The 17,218-nt window shown below is 61.8% G+C and carries 14 protein-coding genes; 2 read left to right on the forward strand and 12 right to left on the reverse strand.

Annotation, left to right across the window (positions count from 1 at the left end; genetic code table 11):
• Positions 1-73: 73 nt before the first annotated feature.
• Positions 74-1,207, forward strand: a complete 1,134-nt coding sequence (locus BSZ35_RS09715; protein WP_146110048.1) for a sensor histidine kinase — start codon at positions 74-76, stop codon at positions 1,205-1,207.
• 43 nt (positions 1,208-1,250) lie between these two features.
• Positions 1,251-1,877 (forward strand): response regulator transcription factor, encoded by a 627-nt coding sequence (locus tag BSZ35_RS09720; protein ID WP_105012252.1) that lies wholly within the window; start codon positions 1,251-1,253, stop codon positions 1,875-1,877.
• A 17-nt stretch (positions 1,878-1,894) separates the two neighbouring features.
• Here BSZ35_RS09720 and BSZ35_RS09725 read toward each other — a convergent pair whose 3' ends face one another.
• From BSZ35_RS09725 to BSZ35_RS09775, 12 genes are all read right to left on the reverse strand, one after another.
• Complete coding sequence (locus tag BSZ35_RS09725; RefSeq protein WP_347709586.1) at positions 1,895-2,269, reverse strand: class I SAM-dependent methyltransferase; 375 nt, start codon at positions 2,267-2,269, stop codon at positions 1,895-1,897.
• Positions 2,270-2,443: a hypothetical protein gene (locus BSZ35_RS19875; protein ID WP_258096177.1), complete on the reverse strand. Its 174-nt coding sequence runs from the start codon at positions 2,441-2,443 to the stop codon at positions 2,270-2,272.
• Between the two features lie 133 nt (positions 2,444-2,576).
• Entirely contained in the window at positions 2,577-3,407 is an 831-nt protein-coding gene (locus BSZ35_RS09730; RefSeq protein ID WP_258096178.1) for a sulfite exporter TauE/SafE family protein, read from the reverse strand.
• Between the two features lie 66 nt (positions 3,408-3,473).
• Entirely contained in the window at positions 3,474-5,120 is a 1,647-nt protein-coding gene (locus tag BSZ35_RS09735) for a S41 family peptidase (RefSeq protein WP_258096179.1), read from the reverse strand.
• Between the two features lie 121 nt (positions 5,121-5,241).
• On the reverse strand, positions 5,242-6,102 hold the full coding sequence (gene tatC / locus BSZ35_RS09740; RefSeq protein ID WP_105012254.1) for a twin-arginine translocase subunit TatC: 861 nt from the start codon (positions 6,100-6,102) through the stop codon (positions 5,242-5,244).
• Between the two features lie 83 nt (positions 6,103-6,185).
• Positions 6,186-6,785, reverse strand: a complete 600-nt coding sequence (locus BSZ35_RS09745; RefSeq protein WP_105013805.1) for an orotate phosphoribosyltransferase — start codon at positions 6,783-6,785, stop codon at positions 6,186-6,188.
• Positions 6,786-7,057: 272 nt separating this feature from the next.
• Entirely contained in the window at positions 7,058-8,356 is a 1,299-nt protein-coding gene (glyA, locus tag BSZ35_RS09750; RefSeq protein WP_105012255.1) for a serine hydroxymethyltransferase, read from the reverse strand.
• A gap of 374 nt (positions 8,357-8,730) precedes the next feature.
• Complete coding sequence (locus BSZ35_RS09755; protein WP_181149273.1) at positions 8,731-9,414, reverse strand: DUF4159 domain-containing protein; 684 nt, start codon at positions 9,412-9,414, stop codon at positions 8,731-8,733.
• 196 nt (positions 9,415-9,610) lie between these two features.
• Entirely contained in the window at positions 9,611-9,988 is a 378-nt protein-coding gene (locus tag BSZ35_RS09760) for a hypothetical protein (protein ID WP_105012256.1), read from the reverse strand.
• 612 nt (positions 9,989-10,600) lie between these two features.
• A complete protein-coding gene (locus BSZ35_RS09765) occupies positions 10,601-12,112 on the reverse strand; it encodes a T9SS C-terminal target domain-containing protein (RefSeq protein ID WP_146110050.1) in 1,512 nt (503 codons plus the stop codon).
• A gap of 160 nt (positions 12,113-12,272) precedes the next feature.
• Positions 12,273-13,859, reverse strand: a complete 1,587-nt coding sequence (locus tag BSZ35_RS09770; RefSeq protein WP_258096180.1) for a hypothetical protein — start codon at positions 13,857-13,859, stop codon at positions 12,273-12,275.
• 250 nt (positions 13,860-14,109) lie between these two features.
• Complete coding sequence (locus tag BSZ35_RS09775; RefSeq protein ID WP_105012259.1) at positions 14,110-16,944, reverse strand: TonB-dependent receptor; 2,835 nt, start codon at positions 16,942-16,944, stop codon at positions 14,110-14,112.
• Positions 16,945-17,218 lie beyond the last annotated feature (274 nt).

Raw genomic sequence — 17,218 nt, forward strand, 5'->3', positions numbered from 1 at the left:
GCCTGTTTTCGCCCTTCACTCTTCTCGTTATGTTACCGTCCCCCACCTTTTTCCCGACTTGTATTCCCTTGCCGTGCCTTTCCCTCAGCAACAACGCGAGCGGTGGATTATCGGACTCTCCTGCCTCTTTCTCGCGTTCGGGCTGTTCCGTCCATCCCCGATACAGGCCCAGGACTCTGTTCAAGTGCTGGAAGAAGGGAGAGTGCTCCATCAGCCAACGAGACGACTCTACTACTATCGCATTGATGCCGACAGCACAGTGCTCGTCCGTCAGGAGCGTCCCTCCACGGATACCGCCGGCATTGTACTTCCAGCGAATACGTACTCGCAAATCAATCGGCAGGTAGAAAAGCAAATACTGACGCCCGACTGGTACAGTGAGAATCTCGTTTTCCACTACGAGGATCAGTACCTCGTGCTGCAGTTCACTCAGCGCTTCGATCTCTACGTGCTCGGCACGCTGATCGTCGTCGTGCTGGTCGGGGGCAGCCTGCTAGCCTGGCTCTGGTGGAAACTGTCGAAGGAGCGGCGCCGACGAGCTGCGATCGCGCGGTCGCGGCGCTATCTGGCCCAGGGCCGGGAAAAGGAGCGGGAACGTCTCGCCCAGGAAATCCACGACGGCCCCGTACAGGACCTTCATGGGCTCCACATGCAGCTCAATGCGGCGGCCCGGACCAACGGCGATCAGCTCGAAACGATTGGCGACGAATTGATGCGCGTCACGGGTGAGCTTCGAGCCATGAGCGCCGACCTGCACCCGCCGGCCCTTCAGCAGTTCGGCCTGCCCGCCGCCCTCCGCTCACACGCCGATCGCTTGCGCGACCGCACGTCGGACCTGCAGGTGGACCTCGACCTCCCGGACGAGGCCCCGTCCCTTCCAGAGCCCGTCGCCCTCTCCCTCTTTCGGGTGGCTCAGGAGGCGATGAACAACGCGGTGCAGCACGGCAATGCCAACCACATTCGGGTCCGGCTCCAGTGTGTGGACGACACCGTAGAGCTTGATGTGGAGGACGATGGGGTTGGCTTTACGCCCCCTGATGACTGGCACACACTTGCCGATCAGGATCATTATGGCCTCCTTGGCATGCAGGAACGAGCGGAGGCCATTGGGGCCGACCTCGACATCAGCGCGGCCCCCGGCGAGGGCACCCACATTTGCCTTCGCGGACCGGTGACGGGCGACACCCCGGCCTCCGTTTCGGCCTAATGTCCTTTCGTTTTCCGTCTTTGGAATCACCCTCTCCAACCCAATGGCCACTGTGCGCGTCGTCATCGCTGACGATCACCCGGTCGTTCGCGCCGGCATTCGCGACCTGCTCAACGGGGCCGACGACATCACGGTCGTGGGAGAAGCCACCAATGGAGCGGAGGCCCTCGATCTGGTAGAGGACGAGCATCCGGACGTGCTCCTGCTGGACATGGAGATGCCGGAACTAACGGGCGTCGAGGTCGCCCAGCGCCTCCAGGCCAAATCGCACCCTGTTCGGCTCCTGGCGCTCTCGTCCTACGAGGAGCAGGAGTACGTGCAGGGCCTCCTCCAAAACGGCGCGTCCGGCTACCTCACGAAAGAGCACGCGCCCGAGCTTATCCTCGAAGCCGTGCGGGCTGTCGCCCGGGGAGAGGTGCGCTGGTTCGTCCAGCCCGATCCCTCGTCGCCTCGCTCCTCCGACCTGACCCGCCGGGAGACGGAAATTCTGCGCCTGATGGCCCAGGGCCACTCCAACGCAGGCATCGCCGACGAATTGAATCTGGCGGAGAGTACCATCCGCAAGCACGCCACCCAACTGTACCGCAAGATCGGCGCAGAGTCGGGCCGTGAAGCCATCGCCTGGGCGTGGCAGAACGGCATCATGTCGTCCGACGAGGAATCCGCGTAACTCCCCTCCCGTTCCGCTCATCGTCCCTCCTCGCTCGCGGTGGCCGTCCCCATGATGTGTGGAGAAACAACCGGAAGGCCCGTGTCAAAACGCTCGTACGTCACCGCCCCGAACCCCGCAGCATCCAGGACCGCTCCCGTGTTGCGGGGCGCGGCTACGTGCTCGATGAAGAGGAGGCGCCCGCCGGGTTTTAGAATACGTCGGAGTTCGGCAAGCGTCTCCTCGAGGTCGGGCACGGAGCACAGAACCAGTGTGCTGATGACGATGTCGGCACTTGCCGTCGGCAGACCGGTGTCCTGTGCAGGGCTGGTGCGAAGCTCCCCCTCCATGTCCCGTTCAGCCAGCTGCTCTTGGAGAAAAGAGTGCATGTGCGGATTCGGCTCCAGCCCAATCTAGTGCATGTCGTCCGGCAGGTACGGCAGATTCACGCCCGTCCCTGGCCCGATCTCCACGACGGTTCCCGCAATGTGGGAAAAGAGCTGTCGCTTACGGGAACCATAGATCCGATGCTGCGCCTCGTCGCCCAGGGCGAGGCCGTGGGCGAAGAGTTTCTGGTAGACACTCATGTCATCCTCCTCAGTGGACACAATGGGTCGACTATCATGGGATCGCCCGCCAAGCGCGTGCCCCCCTTTCGGGAAAAGGCCGAGCACAGCCGCTCCCTCTACAGGGACCGCCGTTCCAAACGACCAGCAGTGATTATCCGAACGCCCCCCACACCAGCCGCCCCGCCACAACGACAGCCAATGCCGCGAACGCCCATCGCAACCAGCGCGTCGCCCATCGATGGGCAAGCGCTGCGCCGACCTGCGCCCCCACAACGGCAGGCCCCGCCAGCAGAAGGCCGGTGCCCACATCAACGTAGCCAAGCGCAAGGGCCGGCCGGCCGTCGAGCCCCACTCCCAGCCACACGTACGCCGCCGTGCTCAGCGTCGAGATTACCAGGATGGTGGCGCTGGACGTCCCTACGGCCCGGTGGAGTGGCAACCGAAGCCACCGGCTGTACGCAGGCACGAGCACGACGCCGCCCCCCACGCCCACCGCTGCGGCGACAGCCCCGGCGGCCGACCCCGTCCCTACCCACCGCCCCCAGCGCGGCTCCGGAGCATTTGCCTCTGCATTCTCTCCACTTTCCTGCGCCCCTCGTACCATTCGCACGACCACCACAAGCAGCACCGCCGCAAAGAGAAGCTGGAAGAGACTGTTGTCATACCACGATTGTGTGACAACGAAGCGAGAAACAACGCCTACGGCCCCTGCGCTTGCCATCCCCACCCCTAGGGCCATACGCGGCCACACAGCCCCTTTGCGCAGGTGGTGGCCCGCACTCGCCCCCGCCGCAATGCCGGTACAGAAGAGTCCCGTCCCCACCGTCAAGGGAGTGCGCACCGCCTCCGGCACATCCAGCACCCCGTACACGGCAAACAACACCGGCGTAAAAATCACACCACCCCCAATCCCGACGAGCCCTGCCAACACGCCCGCCCCGAGCCCTGCGACTGCCAACCACACCGCCTGCATCACCGTCATCCGTTTCCCGCTACTCCTCGAATCCTACGCTCTCATTTCGCCCTCCGTCTCTCGCCCTTCGCCTCTTTACTCTTCTTTCGGCGTCAAAATCTCCTCGTACCGATTGCCGTCGTGCAGCAGCCGCACCGCCGCTTCCACCTGACGGTCCTGCGGAAGCAAGGCCGCCGTACGCTGCGACTCCGTAACGAACCGGGCGAGAATCTCCCGTTCCAAGTGCCGCTTCAAGTCCTCCGCATGGGTACGGAAGGCATCCCGCTTCTCGGCTCGAATCGCCTCCCGGAGTACCGCCACCTCCTCTTTGACCGCCTCGTAGGTGTCGGCCCCAAACTCCTGCCGGAGCTGACGAACCGCATGTTCGGCGTCGGTGGGATACCGAATTTCCTCCTTCTGGAGCCACACCCGGAAGTCCTCCAGTGTGCCGCCGGTGACCGCAAAATCCTCGGCCAGCGTGTCCCGCGAGGCGGCGTAGTGGTTGGCGTAGTAAAAGAACGCAGCGCGACGCTTCAGCGCGGCTTCGAGTGCACTCGTATCGGCAATCCGCACGGTCACATCGGGCCGAAGCCCATTTTGGTCGCGTACGGTGCGGCCGTGCGTGGTCGTGTGGGTTACCATTGTCGTGTCGCCGGCGGTCGTCGTGTCGCGGAAGGGACTCTGATCCAGGTTCTGGATGCTCCGGCCACTGGGGGTGTGGTACTGGGCCGTCGTGATTTTCAGCGAGGTGTTGTGCGGGAGAGAACGAACGGCCTGCACGAGCCCTTTGCCGTAGGTGGTCGTTCCCAGGACCGCTCCCCGGTCGTGGTCCTGAACAGCCCCGGCCACAATCTCGCTTGCCGACGCGCTGTAGCCGTTCACCAACACCACGAGTGGCACATCGGGCATGAGAGGCGTGCGGTCACTCCGGTACGTGTTGCTGGCCTCGGACAGCCGCCCTTCGGTAGACACGATCACCGCTCCGTTCGGCAGAAAGAGCTCGGACACCTCAACCGCTGCACGTAACAATCCCCCGGGATTGTCCCGCAGATCGAGAACGACCCCGCGCAGGTCGTTCTGCTCGCGAAGGGCCTGCAGGGCCGACTCGACCTCCGCCGCCGCGTTGCGGGTAAAGCGCTCCAGTTTTACGTACCCGACATCCGACGCCTCCCCCACGAGACCGTTGTAGGTTACGTTTTCCAGATCAATCTCCTCCCGCTTGAGTGAAAATTCCAGGAGCGCCGGCGCCCCTTCCCGCTCGACCGTCACGCGCACCGTCGTGCCCGGCTCGCCCCGCAACAGCGTCTGCACGTCCTCCACCGACAGCGGCGCCACCGGCTGCTCGTTCACCTGCCGAAGCACGTCGCCTGCACGAATGCCCTGCTTGTATCCACTGGCCCCTTCCACCGGTGCCACCACCGTAATCTTGCCGCCGCGCGTGCCGATGTTTAGCCCCACGCCGCCGTACCGTCCCTCCGTGATAATATCAATGTTCGCGTTGTCGGCCTCGTCGAGGAACGTGGTGTAGGGATCGAGCTCATCCAGCATCGCCTCGATGCCCGTCCGCATCAGATGCTTCGGACTTACGGGCGTGACATAGCTGGTCACGAGCTCCTCGTAGACGGCCCCAAAGATGCGGAAGTTTTTCCGAAGCTCAAAATAGTCGTCGTCCGGCGGCATCCAGGCTCCAACCCCAATCCCCAGCATCAGGGAGGAGACCAGCGAGACAACGATCAGGGACACTTTTAGTCGTTTGGAGATCATGGCCAGTCTACCTCATCAGTTCAGCACGTGCTCCCTGCATCTGCGCATTAAGTTCCGCCGGGAGGCATCGGCCGGCGAACAGTCCCCTCCCCGTAGGCCACTACTCTCCTTCCATGCCGAGCTCTTGCCGACGCTTGCGAGTCACCCACGCGGCAATGTAAATCGAGAGCTCATAAAGGCCTAGCAGCGGCAACGCCACAATGATCTGCGAGATCGGGTCGGGCGGCGTGAGGAAGGCACCCACCCCCAAAACCACGAGGAGGGCATACTTGCGATACGCCCGCATCGTCTCCGGCGTCAGAATCCCCACCTTCGCCAGGAAATACACTACCACTGGCAGTTCGAACAGAATGCCCGTGCCCAGCGCCCAGAACGACACCATGCTGAAGTAGGTCATGATGTCGAAATGATTCTCGATCTGCGGCGACAGGGTGTACTGCGCAAAGAACTGAAGCGCCAGGGGCGTGAGGATGAGGTACCCAAATGCGATGCCGAGCAGAAAGAAGAACGCAGCGAACGCCGCGGCAAAGCGCATGCCCGACTTTTCCTGCGGGTAAAGCGCCGGCTCGATGAATTTCCAGAAGTAGTAGACGACGACAGGAGAGCCCACGATAAGGCCCACGACGATAATGGTCCCAATGTCCGCAAAGAACTGACCCGTAATTGTACGGTTGAGCAGGTTCAGCTCTTCCGGACGCATCCCCAACAGCCCATACATGAAGAAATCAGGCCGGGTGGGCCCGATGAGGACGCGATTGACGATCCACTCGCTGAAGAAGGCGCAGAGGATGGTGGTGGTAAGCACTCCCGCACCGGCCTTAATCAGGGTCCACCGCAGTTCTTCGAGATGGTCCAGGAAGGGCATCACTCCCTGCTGATCGGGCGCTGCGGCCTCGTTTGCCGCCCCGTCGCCCTGCATGCCGGGCGACATCTCCGTCTCTGGGGAAGGGACTTCTGGCATCCGATTACGACTGTAACGTGACAGGAAACACGGTCCCGATTTGGACCGCACGACGCTTCATCCCCCCGGGCTCCAGGATTCACTTAGGCACTATCCGACCCACTGCTCTTGCCTTCTTGCAGGTTTAGGTCGAGAAGGGAATCGACCCAGAGCCCTTCATTCTCAATGCGCGTCTGGCCGCTGCTCCAGGTGAAGTTGAAGAGTGTAAGCAGGCCGACCACCTCCAACCCCTCCCGCCGAAGCAGATGCAGGGCCCGTGAGGCACTGCGCCCACTGTTGATGATGTCGTCGAGCAGTACAACCGGCTGCTCCGGATCAATGGGTCCTTCTACAAGCCGGCGCCGGCCATGCTCCTTGCGCTCATCTCGAATCAGTCCGCCCTTGAACGCGTCGCTCTCGGGACCCGACAGCACACTGCACACGAGCGGATAGGCCCCAAAGCCGTATCCTACGACCTGGTGCACGTCCTGGTCACGGAGGCGCCGCGTCAACACGGCCCCAACCTCGCTGAAGAGTTCTCCGTCGAGCATCGGAATGCGCGTGTCCAGCAGCCAGCCAATGGGCTGCCCGCGCGGATCCGTAATCAACTCGTCCTCGCGCCGAATGAGGGCTCGGTCGTAGAGACGACGACCGAGCTCGACCAGATCGGCCCGGGCCGAGGAGCTCAATGTGCTTCGGTCCATCGACGGCATTGAATCTACACTCCAATCATGGGGAAACGGAGGGGGGTCGGAAGGCAAGGGCCGCGGAGGGCTGAACAGAAGATGTCAACTGTCGAGCGTACAGGCGCGTTCCGCTCCAGACGGCTCATACCAATGACCTCGGAGTGTCGTTAGAACCCAACGGGATTACGGAAAAAGGGAACAGGCCTCGGCGGCGGGAAGCAATGCAGCCGTGGCTAGGCTACGGGGCCATTGTTGCGCAGCGGAACCATATCTAAGCTATGGAGCCGTAGCTAAGCTACGGCAGCATCGTAGAGCGGAAATTGGTCGCAGAGGTCTTTCACTTCTCGCTTCACGTTCTGCTGGACCTCTTCATCCTCTGGATTCTGCAGCACCTGATCAATGAGGGCACCCACGTGTGCAAACTCGTCGGTCCCGAATCCGCGCGTGGTCATGGCGGGGGTGCCGAGGCGGAGGCCACTCGTTACAAACGGGCTCTTGTCGTCAAACGGCACCATGTTTTTATTGGCGGTGATGCCCGCCTCTTCGAGCGCCGTCTCGGCCGTTTTGCCGGTGATGCCCTTATTTCGCAGGTCAATGAGGATGAGGTGGTTATCGGTGCCGTCGGACACGAGGTCGTAGCCTCGATCTGTCATCGCCGCCCCGAGCGCCTTTGCATTGTCGACCACCTGCTGTGCATACTCGTCAAACGACGGCTGCAGGGCTTCCTTGAAGGCCACGGCCTTTGCGGCAATCACGTGCATGAGGGGTCCGCCCTGCGTGCCGGGGAAGACAGCGGAATCCAGAAGCTCGCTCATCATCTTCGTCCGGCCGCTCTTGCGGGCCGTCTTGCCCATCGGATTCTCGTAGTCGTCGCCCAGCAGGATCATGCCGCCGCGCGGGCCGCGGAGCGTCTTGTGCGTCGTGGTGGTGACGACGTGGGTGTGGGGCATGGGGTCGTTGAGCACGCCCCCCGCAATGAGGCCGGCCGTGTGGGCCATGTCCATCCAAAGATAGGCCCCCACCTCGTCGGCAATGTCGCGGAACGCCTCATAGTCAAAGTCGCGCGGGTAGGCACTGGCCCCGATCGAAATCATCTTCGGCTGTACCTCCTTGGCCCGGTCGCGCACCTTGTTCATGTCGATGCGCCCGGTGTCCTTTTCCACCCCGTAGTACTCGGCGTTGTAGAGGATGCCGGAAAAGTTGACGGGGGAGCCGTGCGTAAGGTGGCCGCCATGGGAAAGGTCGAGGCCGAGGAACGTATCGCCTGGCTCCAGTAGCGTCAGGTAGACCGCCGCATTGGCCTGCGCACCGGCGTGCGGCTGGACGTTCACCCAGTCGCAGCCGAAGAGCTCCTGTGCACGCTCCTGCGCCAGCTCTTCCGCCACGTCCACGTACTTGCAGCCGCCGTAGTAGCGCTTGCCCGGCAGGCCTTCAGCGTACTTGTTGGTGAGAGGAGTGCCCATCGCCTCCATCACGGCGGGGGAGGCGAAATTTTCGGAGGCGATGAGCTCCAGCCCGTCGTTCTGGCGCTGCACCTCCTTCTGGATGGCATCGTAGACTTCGGGGTCCTGCGTGGAAAGACGACTCATCAGGGGAAATGGCTTGAGGACGATAGCGTCGAACGTGTCATTCCAGCTCCATGGGGGAGGGACGTTGTGGAGGATCCGTCCTGGGCTCGATCCAGGAATGGACGTTTGAACGAAGAGGCTCCTCCACCACGTCCACGGTCAGCGGGGCCTCTTCCCTCCAATCCGCCGAAACGGCTTCTGGCATCGCAGGTCTATTGAAATTACGACAGCAGGCCGACAACCGAAACTGCATTCTAAACTCAAAAACGAAATCGGATTCAATTGCTGTCCTCGCGCTGTGGGGCGTGGCGGTGTAAAAGCAGGTCTGGACGAATTGTGGCAAGGAATCTCTCGCCCTCTCCTCCCTTCCTACGCCCACACGTCTCCCTCCAGATTTAGTGCGTCATCGCATAGGTGAGGATGTTGACCCCCATTCGAAGGGCAGCACGGCGCTTCTCCGGTGGATTGTTGTGCACCGACGCCGGTTCCCACCCGTCTCCAAGGTCGGTCTCGTGCGTGTAGAAGACCATCACACGTCCACTGTCGTGGAGAAGGCCGTAGCCCTGCGGCCGCTCGCCGTCGTGCTCGTGAATCTTGGGCAGGCCGTCCGAAAAGGTGTACCGGGTGCTGTAGATCGGATGGTCGAACGGGAGTTCCACAAGCTCCTTCTCCGGAAACACCTTCTTTAGCTCCTCGCGGATGTACTCGTCGAGGCCGTAGTTGTCATCAATGTGCAGGAACCCGCCCTGCTGCAAGTAGCGGCGCAGTCGGTCGGCCTCGGCCGGGGAAAAGGTGACGTTGCCGTGCCCGGTGAGATAGAGGTACGGATAGGTAAAGACCTTGTCGCTCGTCAACTCCACCACCGCCTCCTGCGGTCTCACGTCGAGCAGCGTATGCTGTCGCACAAACGCGAGAAGCTCCGTCAGCGACTCCTCGTCGCTGTACCAGTCGCCTCCCCCGCTGTACTTTACCCGGGCCACCTGAACGGAGGCGTCTTCCTGAGCCACCGCAGGAGCAATCATGCCCGCCCCGGCAAGCCCCATCACCACAAAGAACAGCACACGGAAACCGTATTGCATGACCGAGCCCGGAATATAGGGATGTACGGAGTACTGAAAACCCGCCTGCGCACGGCAAGTTCACGACAGCGGTCCACTGCCGCAAGATCCAACATCATTTCTACGGTCTCGGTCCCCCCGTGGGAAACGCCCCTCCTACTCGCTGAGAGGACTTCCACTCCGTGTCGGGAGGTCGACGACCATACGGCCGAGAAGCCTACTCAAGCTCCAGCCGCCGGTCGATCTCATCAATCGAACGCCGGGCAAGGCCCAGATTGCCCTCATCGCGATCGATCACGAGATGAATAAACACGTCCTCGTGATTTCCGCACATGCGCGTGAGGTGGTACTGCTGCTCAAGCGTCACCAGGACATCCTGAATCTCGTCGTCAAGATCGAGGTCGTGGAGAATGTCTTTCTTCGAACGGACGACCTCCGTATTGCCGGCCCCGGCAAGCTCCATGTCGAGATCGCGCCCCCCGATGGTGCCCAACGTCATGCCACTTGTGTAGTCAACGATAGCGGCACCGATGGCTCCATCAATGGCCTGAAGCTCTTCAAGCGCGTTCTGAACGTCAAGGGTATCGGTTGCCATGGTACGGGATGAATTGTGAGAAAGAAGACGTGACCTTTCGCGCGAAACGACGCCTGTTCATAAGTCTGCGGCGCAATGGCCCCTCGCGAAGCCGCGGAGCTGCGCACGACTATCGTTTCGGCATTCCCCGCAGGGAGCGGGGATCGGCGTACCTGGAGGCTGAAGGAAGGAAATACGCAGATGCCCTCCCTATGCAAAAGACAATCTACGTTCCTTTTCAATGTGCCGCCCGTTCTATTTACTGATTCTTCCCCTTCCCGGCTTCGGCATACCTCTCGTCGCACTGTACGGCAAGACCGTCCTCGACGTTGTGACGCGTCCCGATGGTCGGGTGCGATCGCCCGACCACTTCAGACACGTCCGCCCCCCGCATTTCGCCCTTCTTGCTGCCAAGTCGCCCTCCAACACGTGTCTTCCCCACCCGACGCACGGGTTGTCTCCCCTCTCGGAAGACGCCGCCCCTGTCCCCCGCTGGGGTGTATTTGCCAGTGGAATACGAACCTACTCAGGATTCCGTCCTTCTTTCCCAGACGGTCGCCGGTTCTTTTTCCCACAAGAGGCCCTCCCTGATTGCGCTCATCCCGAAGTGCCCGTCCCGTCTTCGCTCCTGCATTATTCTTGTTCAGTGGACGTCTCCGAAGTCTCAGGGGATCCACCGTCGATGAGGCCGAGGCCCGGATACTCGCTGCCGCCTCGCCCCACGTACGTCCAGGAGCGCGCCCAATTCTCTTGCTCGCCAAATGCGCCGATATAATCCACCGCCTCAAAGAAGTCGCCCCTCGGCTCTGGAACGCCGGAAACCACGAGGGCCTCTTGCGTGGGGCGGGGATCGAGCGCCCGCAAAAATCCGCGGGAGCTCCGCGAGAGGGTCTGGAGGGGCACCTGGCCGGTGAGCGTGTTGTTGTCGGCCAGGTAGTCGGCCACCCGCTCACCGAACGCTCCGTCGTTCACGACGAGGCCACTCGCTGCTACGCCCTTGCCCGTCACAAACGAACCGGCAATCTGACCAAAGAGATTTCCTTCGAGCTGGAGCGTGCCGTCCTCGAATCGCGCGCGGCTATCGCCGGTCTCGGTGCCGGATACGTCTTCGATGCGAACGAGCTTCTGAGGAAAGTCGACGAACATCGAGTTGTGGTACGCCCCGGCAAAGTTGTCACGGAGGTTGAGCGCCGTGCTGCCGGTGCCCTGCATGCCCGACCCCACGTACGTCATATTGTAGAGCTGGGGAGCAGAGTACGGTTTACTGTCTTCCCCTCCGTAATTCGCCTCACCGCCGTCGTGCTCCCCGGCGTGGTCGGCGTAGTAGCTGTTTTGAATGGCGAGCCAGAACTGGCCGCGTCCCTGGTAGCCCTGATCGATGTCGTAGGAGTCGTCCGTGGCGAAGGCCGAGACCAGATGCTTCGCGTCCACGGTCCCGCCAAACCACTCGAAGCCGTCGTCCTTGTTGTTGAAGACCTCGACGTACTCGATGGTGGTGCCGCGCCCGACGCCCCCGAGCGTGAGGCCGTTGATTTCCTCGTTCTCCTTGAGCACCGTCCCGCCGTGACGGATAGAGACGTAGCGAAGCACCCCGGAGCTGTCGCTCGGATCGTCCCCGCCGTACACATTTCGGAAGGCATCGGGCGGCACGCCCTCGATGTCATGAAGACCGGCAGCGGTATTGATGGGGGCCCGACCCAGAATGATGACGCCGCCCCACCCGCCGCGAAAGTCGTCAGGGAGATCCTCGGTCGTCGTTAGATCGTCCTTGATGCTCGTGAAAATGATCGGCTTCTCCGCAGTGCCCTCGGCGAAGATCGTACCGCCGCGAGCCACGACGAGCGCGCTGGCGTCGGCCCCGTCCCCGGCATCTCCCTTCACGACCGTGCCCGGCTCGACCCGAAGCGTCTGCCCTTTGTCGACGAACACGAGGTCATCCAGAATCCAGACGTAGTCGCTTGTCCAGGTGACGTCCGGGCCGTGGGTGGGATGCGCGATACCGGCGGTACTGGTGCCGATTACCACAGCCTTTTGGCCATCCACGGTGGTCGTGTCGTAGGTGGCCGCGGACTGCCCCTGTGCAGGCAGGGTCATCAGCCCAAACGCAGCGAAGAAAATGTACAAGACACGTACAGCAAAGTGCATGGGGGAAGCAAGTCGATTCATAGTCAACGTAACGCCCCGCCGCCCCTCACGGATTGAGAGAATGGTCCGGCGAAGGCAAAAAAACACCGGACGCCCCGACCATAGTCGGGACGCCCGGCGTGTGTGGTCGTCTAGACCCTACAGGTCACTCCACAGCGGATTAGTTCACCGTGCCGTCCTGCGTGATCTTCGCCCAGCCCTCGGACAGCTTCCAGTCTGCTCCCGGACCAAAGGCGCCGCGGAAGTCGACAGCGGTCCAGCTATCGTTCACGCCCGGCGACTTCGCTCCGAAGTCGCTCGGCTTGTTGGCCCCGCTGGTTGCGGCGTTGGCCGGCGCCGGGGTGAAGCTCTGAATCGCACCGTTGCCGCCCTCCCGCGTGATGCTCGCAAGGGGGCTGTCGGTCACGATTTCGTTGCTCTCGGCGCGGAGGTAGTTGGCAAGATTCGTCCGGAAGGCCTCGCCACGATCGCCCGACGGATTGCCGTCGTCGCCCGTGGTGAGCTGGATGAGGCTCTCGAACGTCGTCTGGTCCCCAAAGTCCGGACCGATGTTGTACCAGAGGTTGTCCTGGTGCTCCAGCTCCCCTGCGGCCCAGCGATTGGCAGCGTCTTCGTCGCCATCCAGGTCTTCAATCTGGATGCCCGCGTTGGTTCGCCCCCCGGTGAAGATGCTGTTGTGGTAGGACGTCGCGTTGTTGTCGCGATGAATGATGAAGGGATCATTCGCATCGCCCGACACATCGCTCACGCTCGGGCCCATGCCGATGTACGTGGCATTGGAAACGATCGACTCGGCGTACGGCGTGGCCCCTTCCGGCGAGCCAGCCCCGTCCATCTCAGAGGCACGTCCGGCCGTATTTCCGCCCTGAACGGCGAGCCAGAACTGGTTACTGCCCCGAAATCCCTGGTCGATGTCAAAGGCATCGTCCGATTCGTAGGCCGTAATCAGGTACTTGGTGTTCACCGTTCCGCCGAACCACTCAAAGCCGTCGTCGGCACTGGCGTAGGACTCGACGTACTCGATGGTCGATCCGGCACCGACGCCCCCGAGCGTGAGTCCCTGAATCTCATCTCCGTTTCCGAGCTGCGTGCCCGTGTGGCGGATGGAGACGAACTTGAACGTCCCGATGCTGTGATCGGCGTTCTGGCCGCCGTACAGGATGCGGGCCCCGGTGTTGTCCGGTACTCCCTCAACCGCAACCTGCGACCCGTTGTTGGTCGGCGCGTCGCCGAGAAGGATCACACCGCCCCAGAGTCCGCGGTCGTCCCGACCAAGCTCCTCTTCCTCTGCTCGGACCGAGGTGAACACAATCGGATCGGAGGCCGTCCCTTCGGCCTGAATCACGCCGCCGGACGCCACAATGAGGGCCGACGCATCCGCGCCGCCGCCGAGCCGTCCCTGAATTTCGGTGCCGGCTTCGATATTGAGGGTGTCGCCCGGATTCACGAAGACAAATCCATTCAGCTCGTAGGTCTTGTCGCTCGACCACGTGACCGAATTGCCGTCTGCGTCTGGCGGTACCACTCCATTATTTCCCACGTCGGTCACCCGAACGCGCTCCGCCGTCCCATCGTCATCCGAATCCACCTCAACCATGGTATCCGATTCGTCCACGGGGCCCGGCTCAAGGAGTCCCACCTCTTCGTCCCCATTGCCATTTCCGTCTCCATTTCCGACGCCTCCATTTCCACTCGAGTCGCACCCCGTGACGAACACGAGGGCCGGCACGAAGAGAAGAAGGAGCATCCATCGAAGCGATGTCCCTGCTTTCGACGCAAATCTGTGTGCAAGTTTCATTATCCGTGTGTGGTCTTAAAGAGAGAGTACACGATGCAGCGTGGGAGCGGAGTTTTTAATTCCATAACACCCTCCCACGAACCACCGAAGGGGCGAGCCGACACTGCGGCTCGCCCCTTCGAGGTGTGGATGTAAGTGTTGGTCGTGGTGCGCCCGGAACGACGAAAGAGCCCTGGTCCGGCCTCAGGCAACAGCGTCCTCAGTACCGGTAGGACACGCCGACCGACACGCTGCGCCCAAGCGGACGCTGGTCGTTCACGAACTCATTTCCTTTGAAGGTCTGTGACACGATCTCCTCGCTGTCCAAAATATTTTTGACCGACACCGACGCCGTCACTCCCCTGATCAGTCGCTGCGAGACGTTGGCATCGAGCGTGCTCCGGGCCCGCTCGAAGATGTTCGCGCCGTTCGCCGATACGGTCTGGAGCCGGTCCCCAAACCGGTTGAAGAAGACGTTGACGCTCGTGCCCGACGCCGGATTGTCGTACCCGGCATTTAGATTGACAAGGTAAGGCGATTGCCCCTGGAGCTGGCGCGTCTCGTCCGGGTTCTCCTGAAACTGCCGAAGAAGCCCCAGAACCGCCTCCGTGCGGTCGATGCGAGACTGAGTGAGCGTGAGATTGCCGCCGACTTGCACGTGCTCCAGCCAGGAGGCGAGGCCGTCAAGCTGCTTCTGCGCTTCCAGTTCCAGCCCGTAGACTGTTGCGCTTTCCCGATTTCTGTAGGTGATAATCCCCTGGTCGACAGACTCTGTGACAAAGGTCCGCTCGATCGGGTCGGTAAAGTCTTTGTAGTACACGCTGGCCGACAGCAGTTCGCCGGGCCGCGGAAACCACTCCCAGCGCAGATCGAAGTTGTGGACGGTCGTGCGGTCGAGGTTCGGATTTCCGCGTTCGGTGAAGTCGCCGATGAAGTTGAACGACTGGAACGGAGCAAATTCTCGAAAGGACGGCAATGCGATGGTGCGTCCGTACGCCGCTCGCATGTTCATGTCCTCTCGAAGCGACCACACGAGATTGGCGGAGGGGAGCACATCGAGCTGTGAAAATGAGCCCTGTGTGGCGTTGTCGAGTGTGCTCAGCGCCATGTCCGTATACTCCAACCGGACGCCCCCGATAAATTCAAGAGACGACAGGCCCGGGACCGGGGTCTCTGTCATAAGGTAGCCGGCGCCGCGGTCCAGATTGCCGTCGTAATTGCCGCCCTGCGAGGGTACTTCCGTCACGAACGTCCCGAAGCTTCCGTCCTCCTGGATGCCCGCTCGCGCACCTACGTATTCGTCCGGGCTCCCACTGTATCCGACCCCAATGGGGGCATCGTGCTTAAAAATGCGTTCCCGAAACTCGCGGGTCTTCGTCTGGACACTGCCCCCAGCTTCGAGAATGGCCGCCCCGACCGGGATCTTGAGCGAGACCTCGCTCGACCAATTCTGCTCCGTGAGATCCCGAAAGTATCGGGTCGGAAGCCCCGTTACCGGCCCCGAGATTGCATACGACGTGTCGTTCGCCTCAGGGGAAAACTCGTTGGGGAAAAAGCGACCGTCCGGCTCGTCTCGTCCAACGACCGAAAGAGCGGTTTTCCATTCGAGCCGAACGCCCTCCCGCCCACTGCCAAACTGGTGCATTCCTTCGATCTCTCCGGTTCGCACCGTACGTCTGATGAGGCGGGACACTCGCGTCTCAAACCGCCGATCCCCGGAGATATTGTCACGGGGAAGAATGCCGGATTCAGAACGGGCAATCTGCTCCTCGTCGCGGTTGTAGAGCAGCCGCACGCCGAGCTCGTGGTTGGGGGCAACCTGGAACGACATTCCGGCGAGCCCGCCCCAAAGCGTCTCTTCCACTCCGCGCTGCGTCGTATAGGAGGCTTCCGGTTTGAGCCGCTCCGAGTCGATGCTCGTTTGCGAAAAGCGGGCCGTCGTCCCGCCGCTGTAGCCCGAAAAGGACTCGTCGTATGAGAGCGAGGCAATCACGCCGAGCGATCGGTCGCCCAGCACAGAGAACTGGTTGCCGAAGGCGACCTCTCCACTTCGATTTCCAAGCACATCGTTCGCCCTCGGGGAGATGCCCGTCGCAAACGCCCTCGTGAGCTGGTTCAAGGCCTCCTGTCGTTCAGGAACGGACGACGGACTGGGGGGAAGGAGATCACTATCTGCAATCGCCGGCACGTCCTCTAATCCGCTTGGGGGACGCAAAATATTGCCGCCAATGCCAACCTCCGTATTGTAGGAGCTCGAAAACGACGCCGTAAGGAAAACATCGTCCGGAAACGACTTCGTCGTGATGTCGACCGCCCCTCCCGTAAAGGTCCCGGGCTTGTCGGGAGTAAAGGACTTCGTGGTTACAATATTGTCAATCAGACTCGACGGAAAAATGTCGAGGGCCACGCTGTTTCCGTCGGGATCGGCATTCGGAAGTGTGGTGCCATTCAACTGAACGGTCACGTATCGCCCCTGCAGGCCGCGCACGTTCACGTATTTGCCCTCGACGACGGAGGCTCCAGTCACATTCCCCATGGCGCTCGCCGCACTTCCTGCCCCGGCCCGCCCAATCGCCTCGGCGCTGATGGCATTGCTGACAGACGCGGCCTTGGCTCGATCGGTAAGCATCCCTGCCTCTGAATCGCGGGCGGCCTCCGCCTCGATCACCACCTCATCGAGCTCCGCCGTCTGCTCGGACAGCGTGACATCGATCTTCGTCGTCTGTCCGGCCGTCACCTCCACCCCCGTCACGGTTTTCTCTTGGAAGCCGACGAACGAAAACAAGACATCATACGTCCCCGCCTCCAGGCCGGTCAACCGATACCGACCGTTGAGGTCAGTGGAGGTGCCGGTCGTGGTGCCCTTGATCGAAACGTTGGCCCCGGGCAGCGGCTCGCCCTGCTGGGCATCAACGATCACGCCCGCCACCGTCCCCGTCTTCGGTTTGTTCTGAGACGCAGGATCCTGCGCAGGGGCCGGAGATGTGGCGAGTCCAAACCCGAGAAGAATGGCGATCGCGAGTTTGGTAACGCCTCGCAGGCAGTCGTCGACCATGCGTACGGAAGGGAGTCGGTGTCAAGATAGCGAGCGGAACGGCTCCTGGGCAGATCGTTTGCCCCGCCCAAGAGGCATCCGAGGATCCGTACTCCACCATAAGACCTGGATGTAACCCCGCCATTACGACGACATTACCCTTCTATTAACGACTAGATCTTTCCTGTGCCTTCACGCAATCTGTTTTTTAAGTTTGCACCTTTTCTCCATTCCCGTCCGCCCTCCTCCCACCCGATGAATTTCGACGAAGATTTAGCCGAATGCCCTGGATGAC

The sequence above is a fragment of the Salinibacter sp. 10B genome, from assembly GCF_002954405.1.
Taxonomy (GTDB): Bacteria; Bacteroidota; Rhodothermia; order Rhodothermales; family Salinibacteraceae; genus Salinibacter.

Bases quoted from the DNA above. Each gene is read 5' to 3' on its own strand.
- BSZ35_RS09720 (WP_105012252.1), top strand. From the start codon at position 1,251: ATGGCCACTGTGCGCGTCGTCATCGCTGACGATCACCCGGTCGTTCGC.
- BSZ35_RS19875 (WP_258096177.1), bottom strand. From the start codon at position 2,443: ATGAGTGTCTACCAGAAACTCTTCGCCCACGGCCTCGCCCTGGGCGAC.
- BSZ35_RS09730 (WP_258096178.1), bottom strand. From the start codon at position 3,407: ATGACGGTGATGCAGGCGGTGTGGTTGGCAGTCGCAGGGCTCGGGGCG.
- tatC (WP_105012254.1), bottom strand. From the start codon at position 6,102: ATGCCAGAAGTCCCTTCCCCAGAGACGGAGATGTCGCCCGGCATGCAG.
- BSZ35_RS09745 (WP_105013805.1), bottom strand. From the start codon at position 6,785: ATGGACCGAAGCACATTGAGCTCCTCGGCCCGGGCCGATCTGGTCGAG.
- glyA (WP_105012255.1), bottom strand. From the start codon at position 8,356: ATGAGTCGTCTTTCCACGCAGGACCCCGAAGTCTACGATGCCATCCAG.
- BSZ35_RS09755 (WP_181149273.1), bottom strand. From the start codon at position 9,414: ATGCAATACGGTTTCCGTGTGCTGTTCTTTGTGGTGATGGGGCTTGCC.
- BSZ35_RS09760 (WP_105012256.1), bottom strand. From the start codon at position 9,988: ATGGCAACCGATACCCTTGACGTTCAGAACGCGCTTGAAGAGCTTCAG.
- BSZ35_RS09765 (WP_146110050.1), bottom strand. From the start codon at position 12,112: ATGCACTTTGCTGTACGTGTCTTGTACATTTTCTTCGCTGCGTTTGGG.
- BSZ35_RS09770 (WP_258096180.1), bottom strand. From the start codon at position 13,859: ATGCTCCTTCTTCTCTTCGTGCCGGCCCTCGTGTTCGTCACGGGGTGC.
- BSZ35_RS09775 (WP_105012259.1), bottom strand. From the start codon at position 16,944: ATGGTCGACGACTGCCTGCGAGGCGTTACCAAACTCGCGATCGCCATT.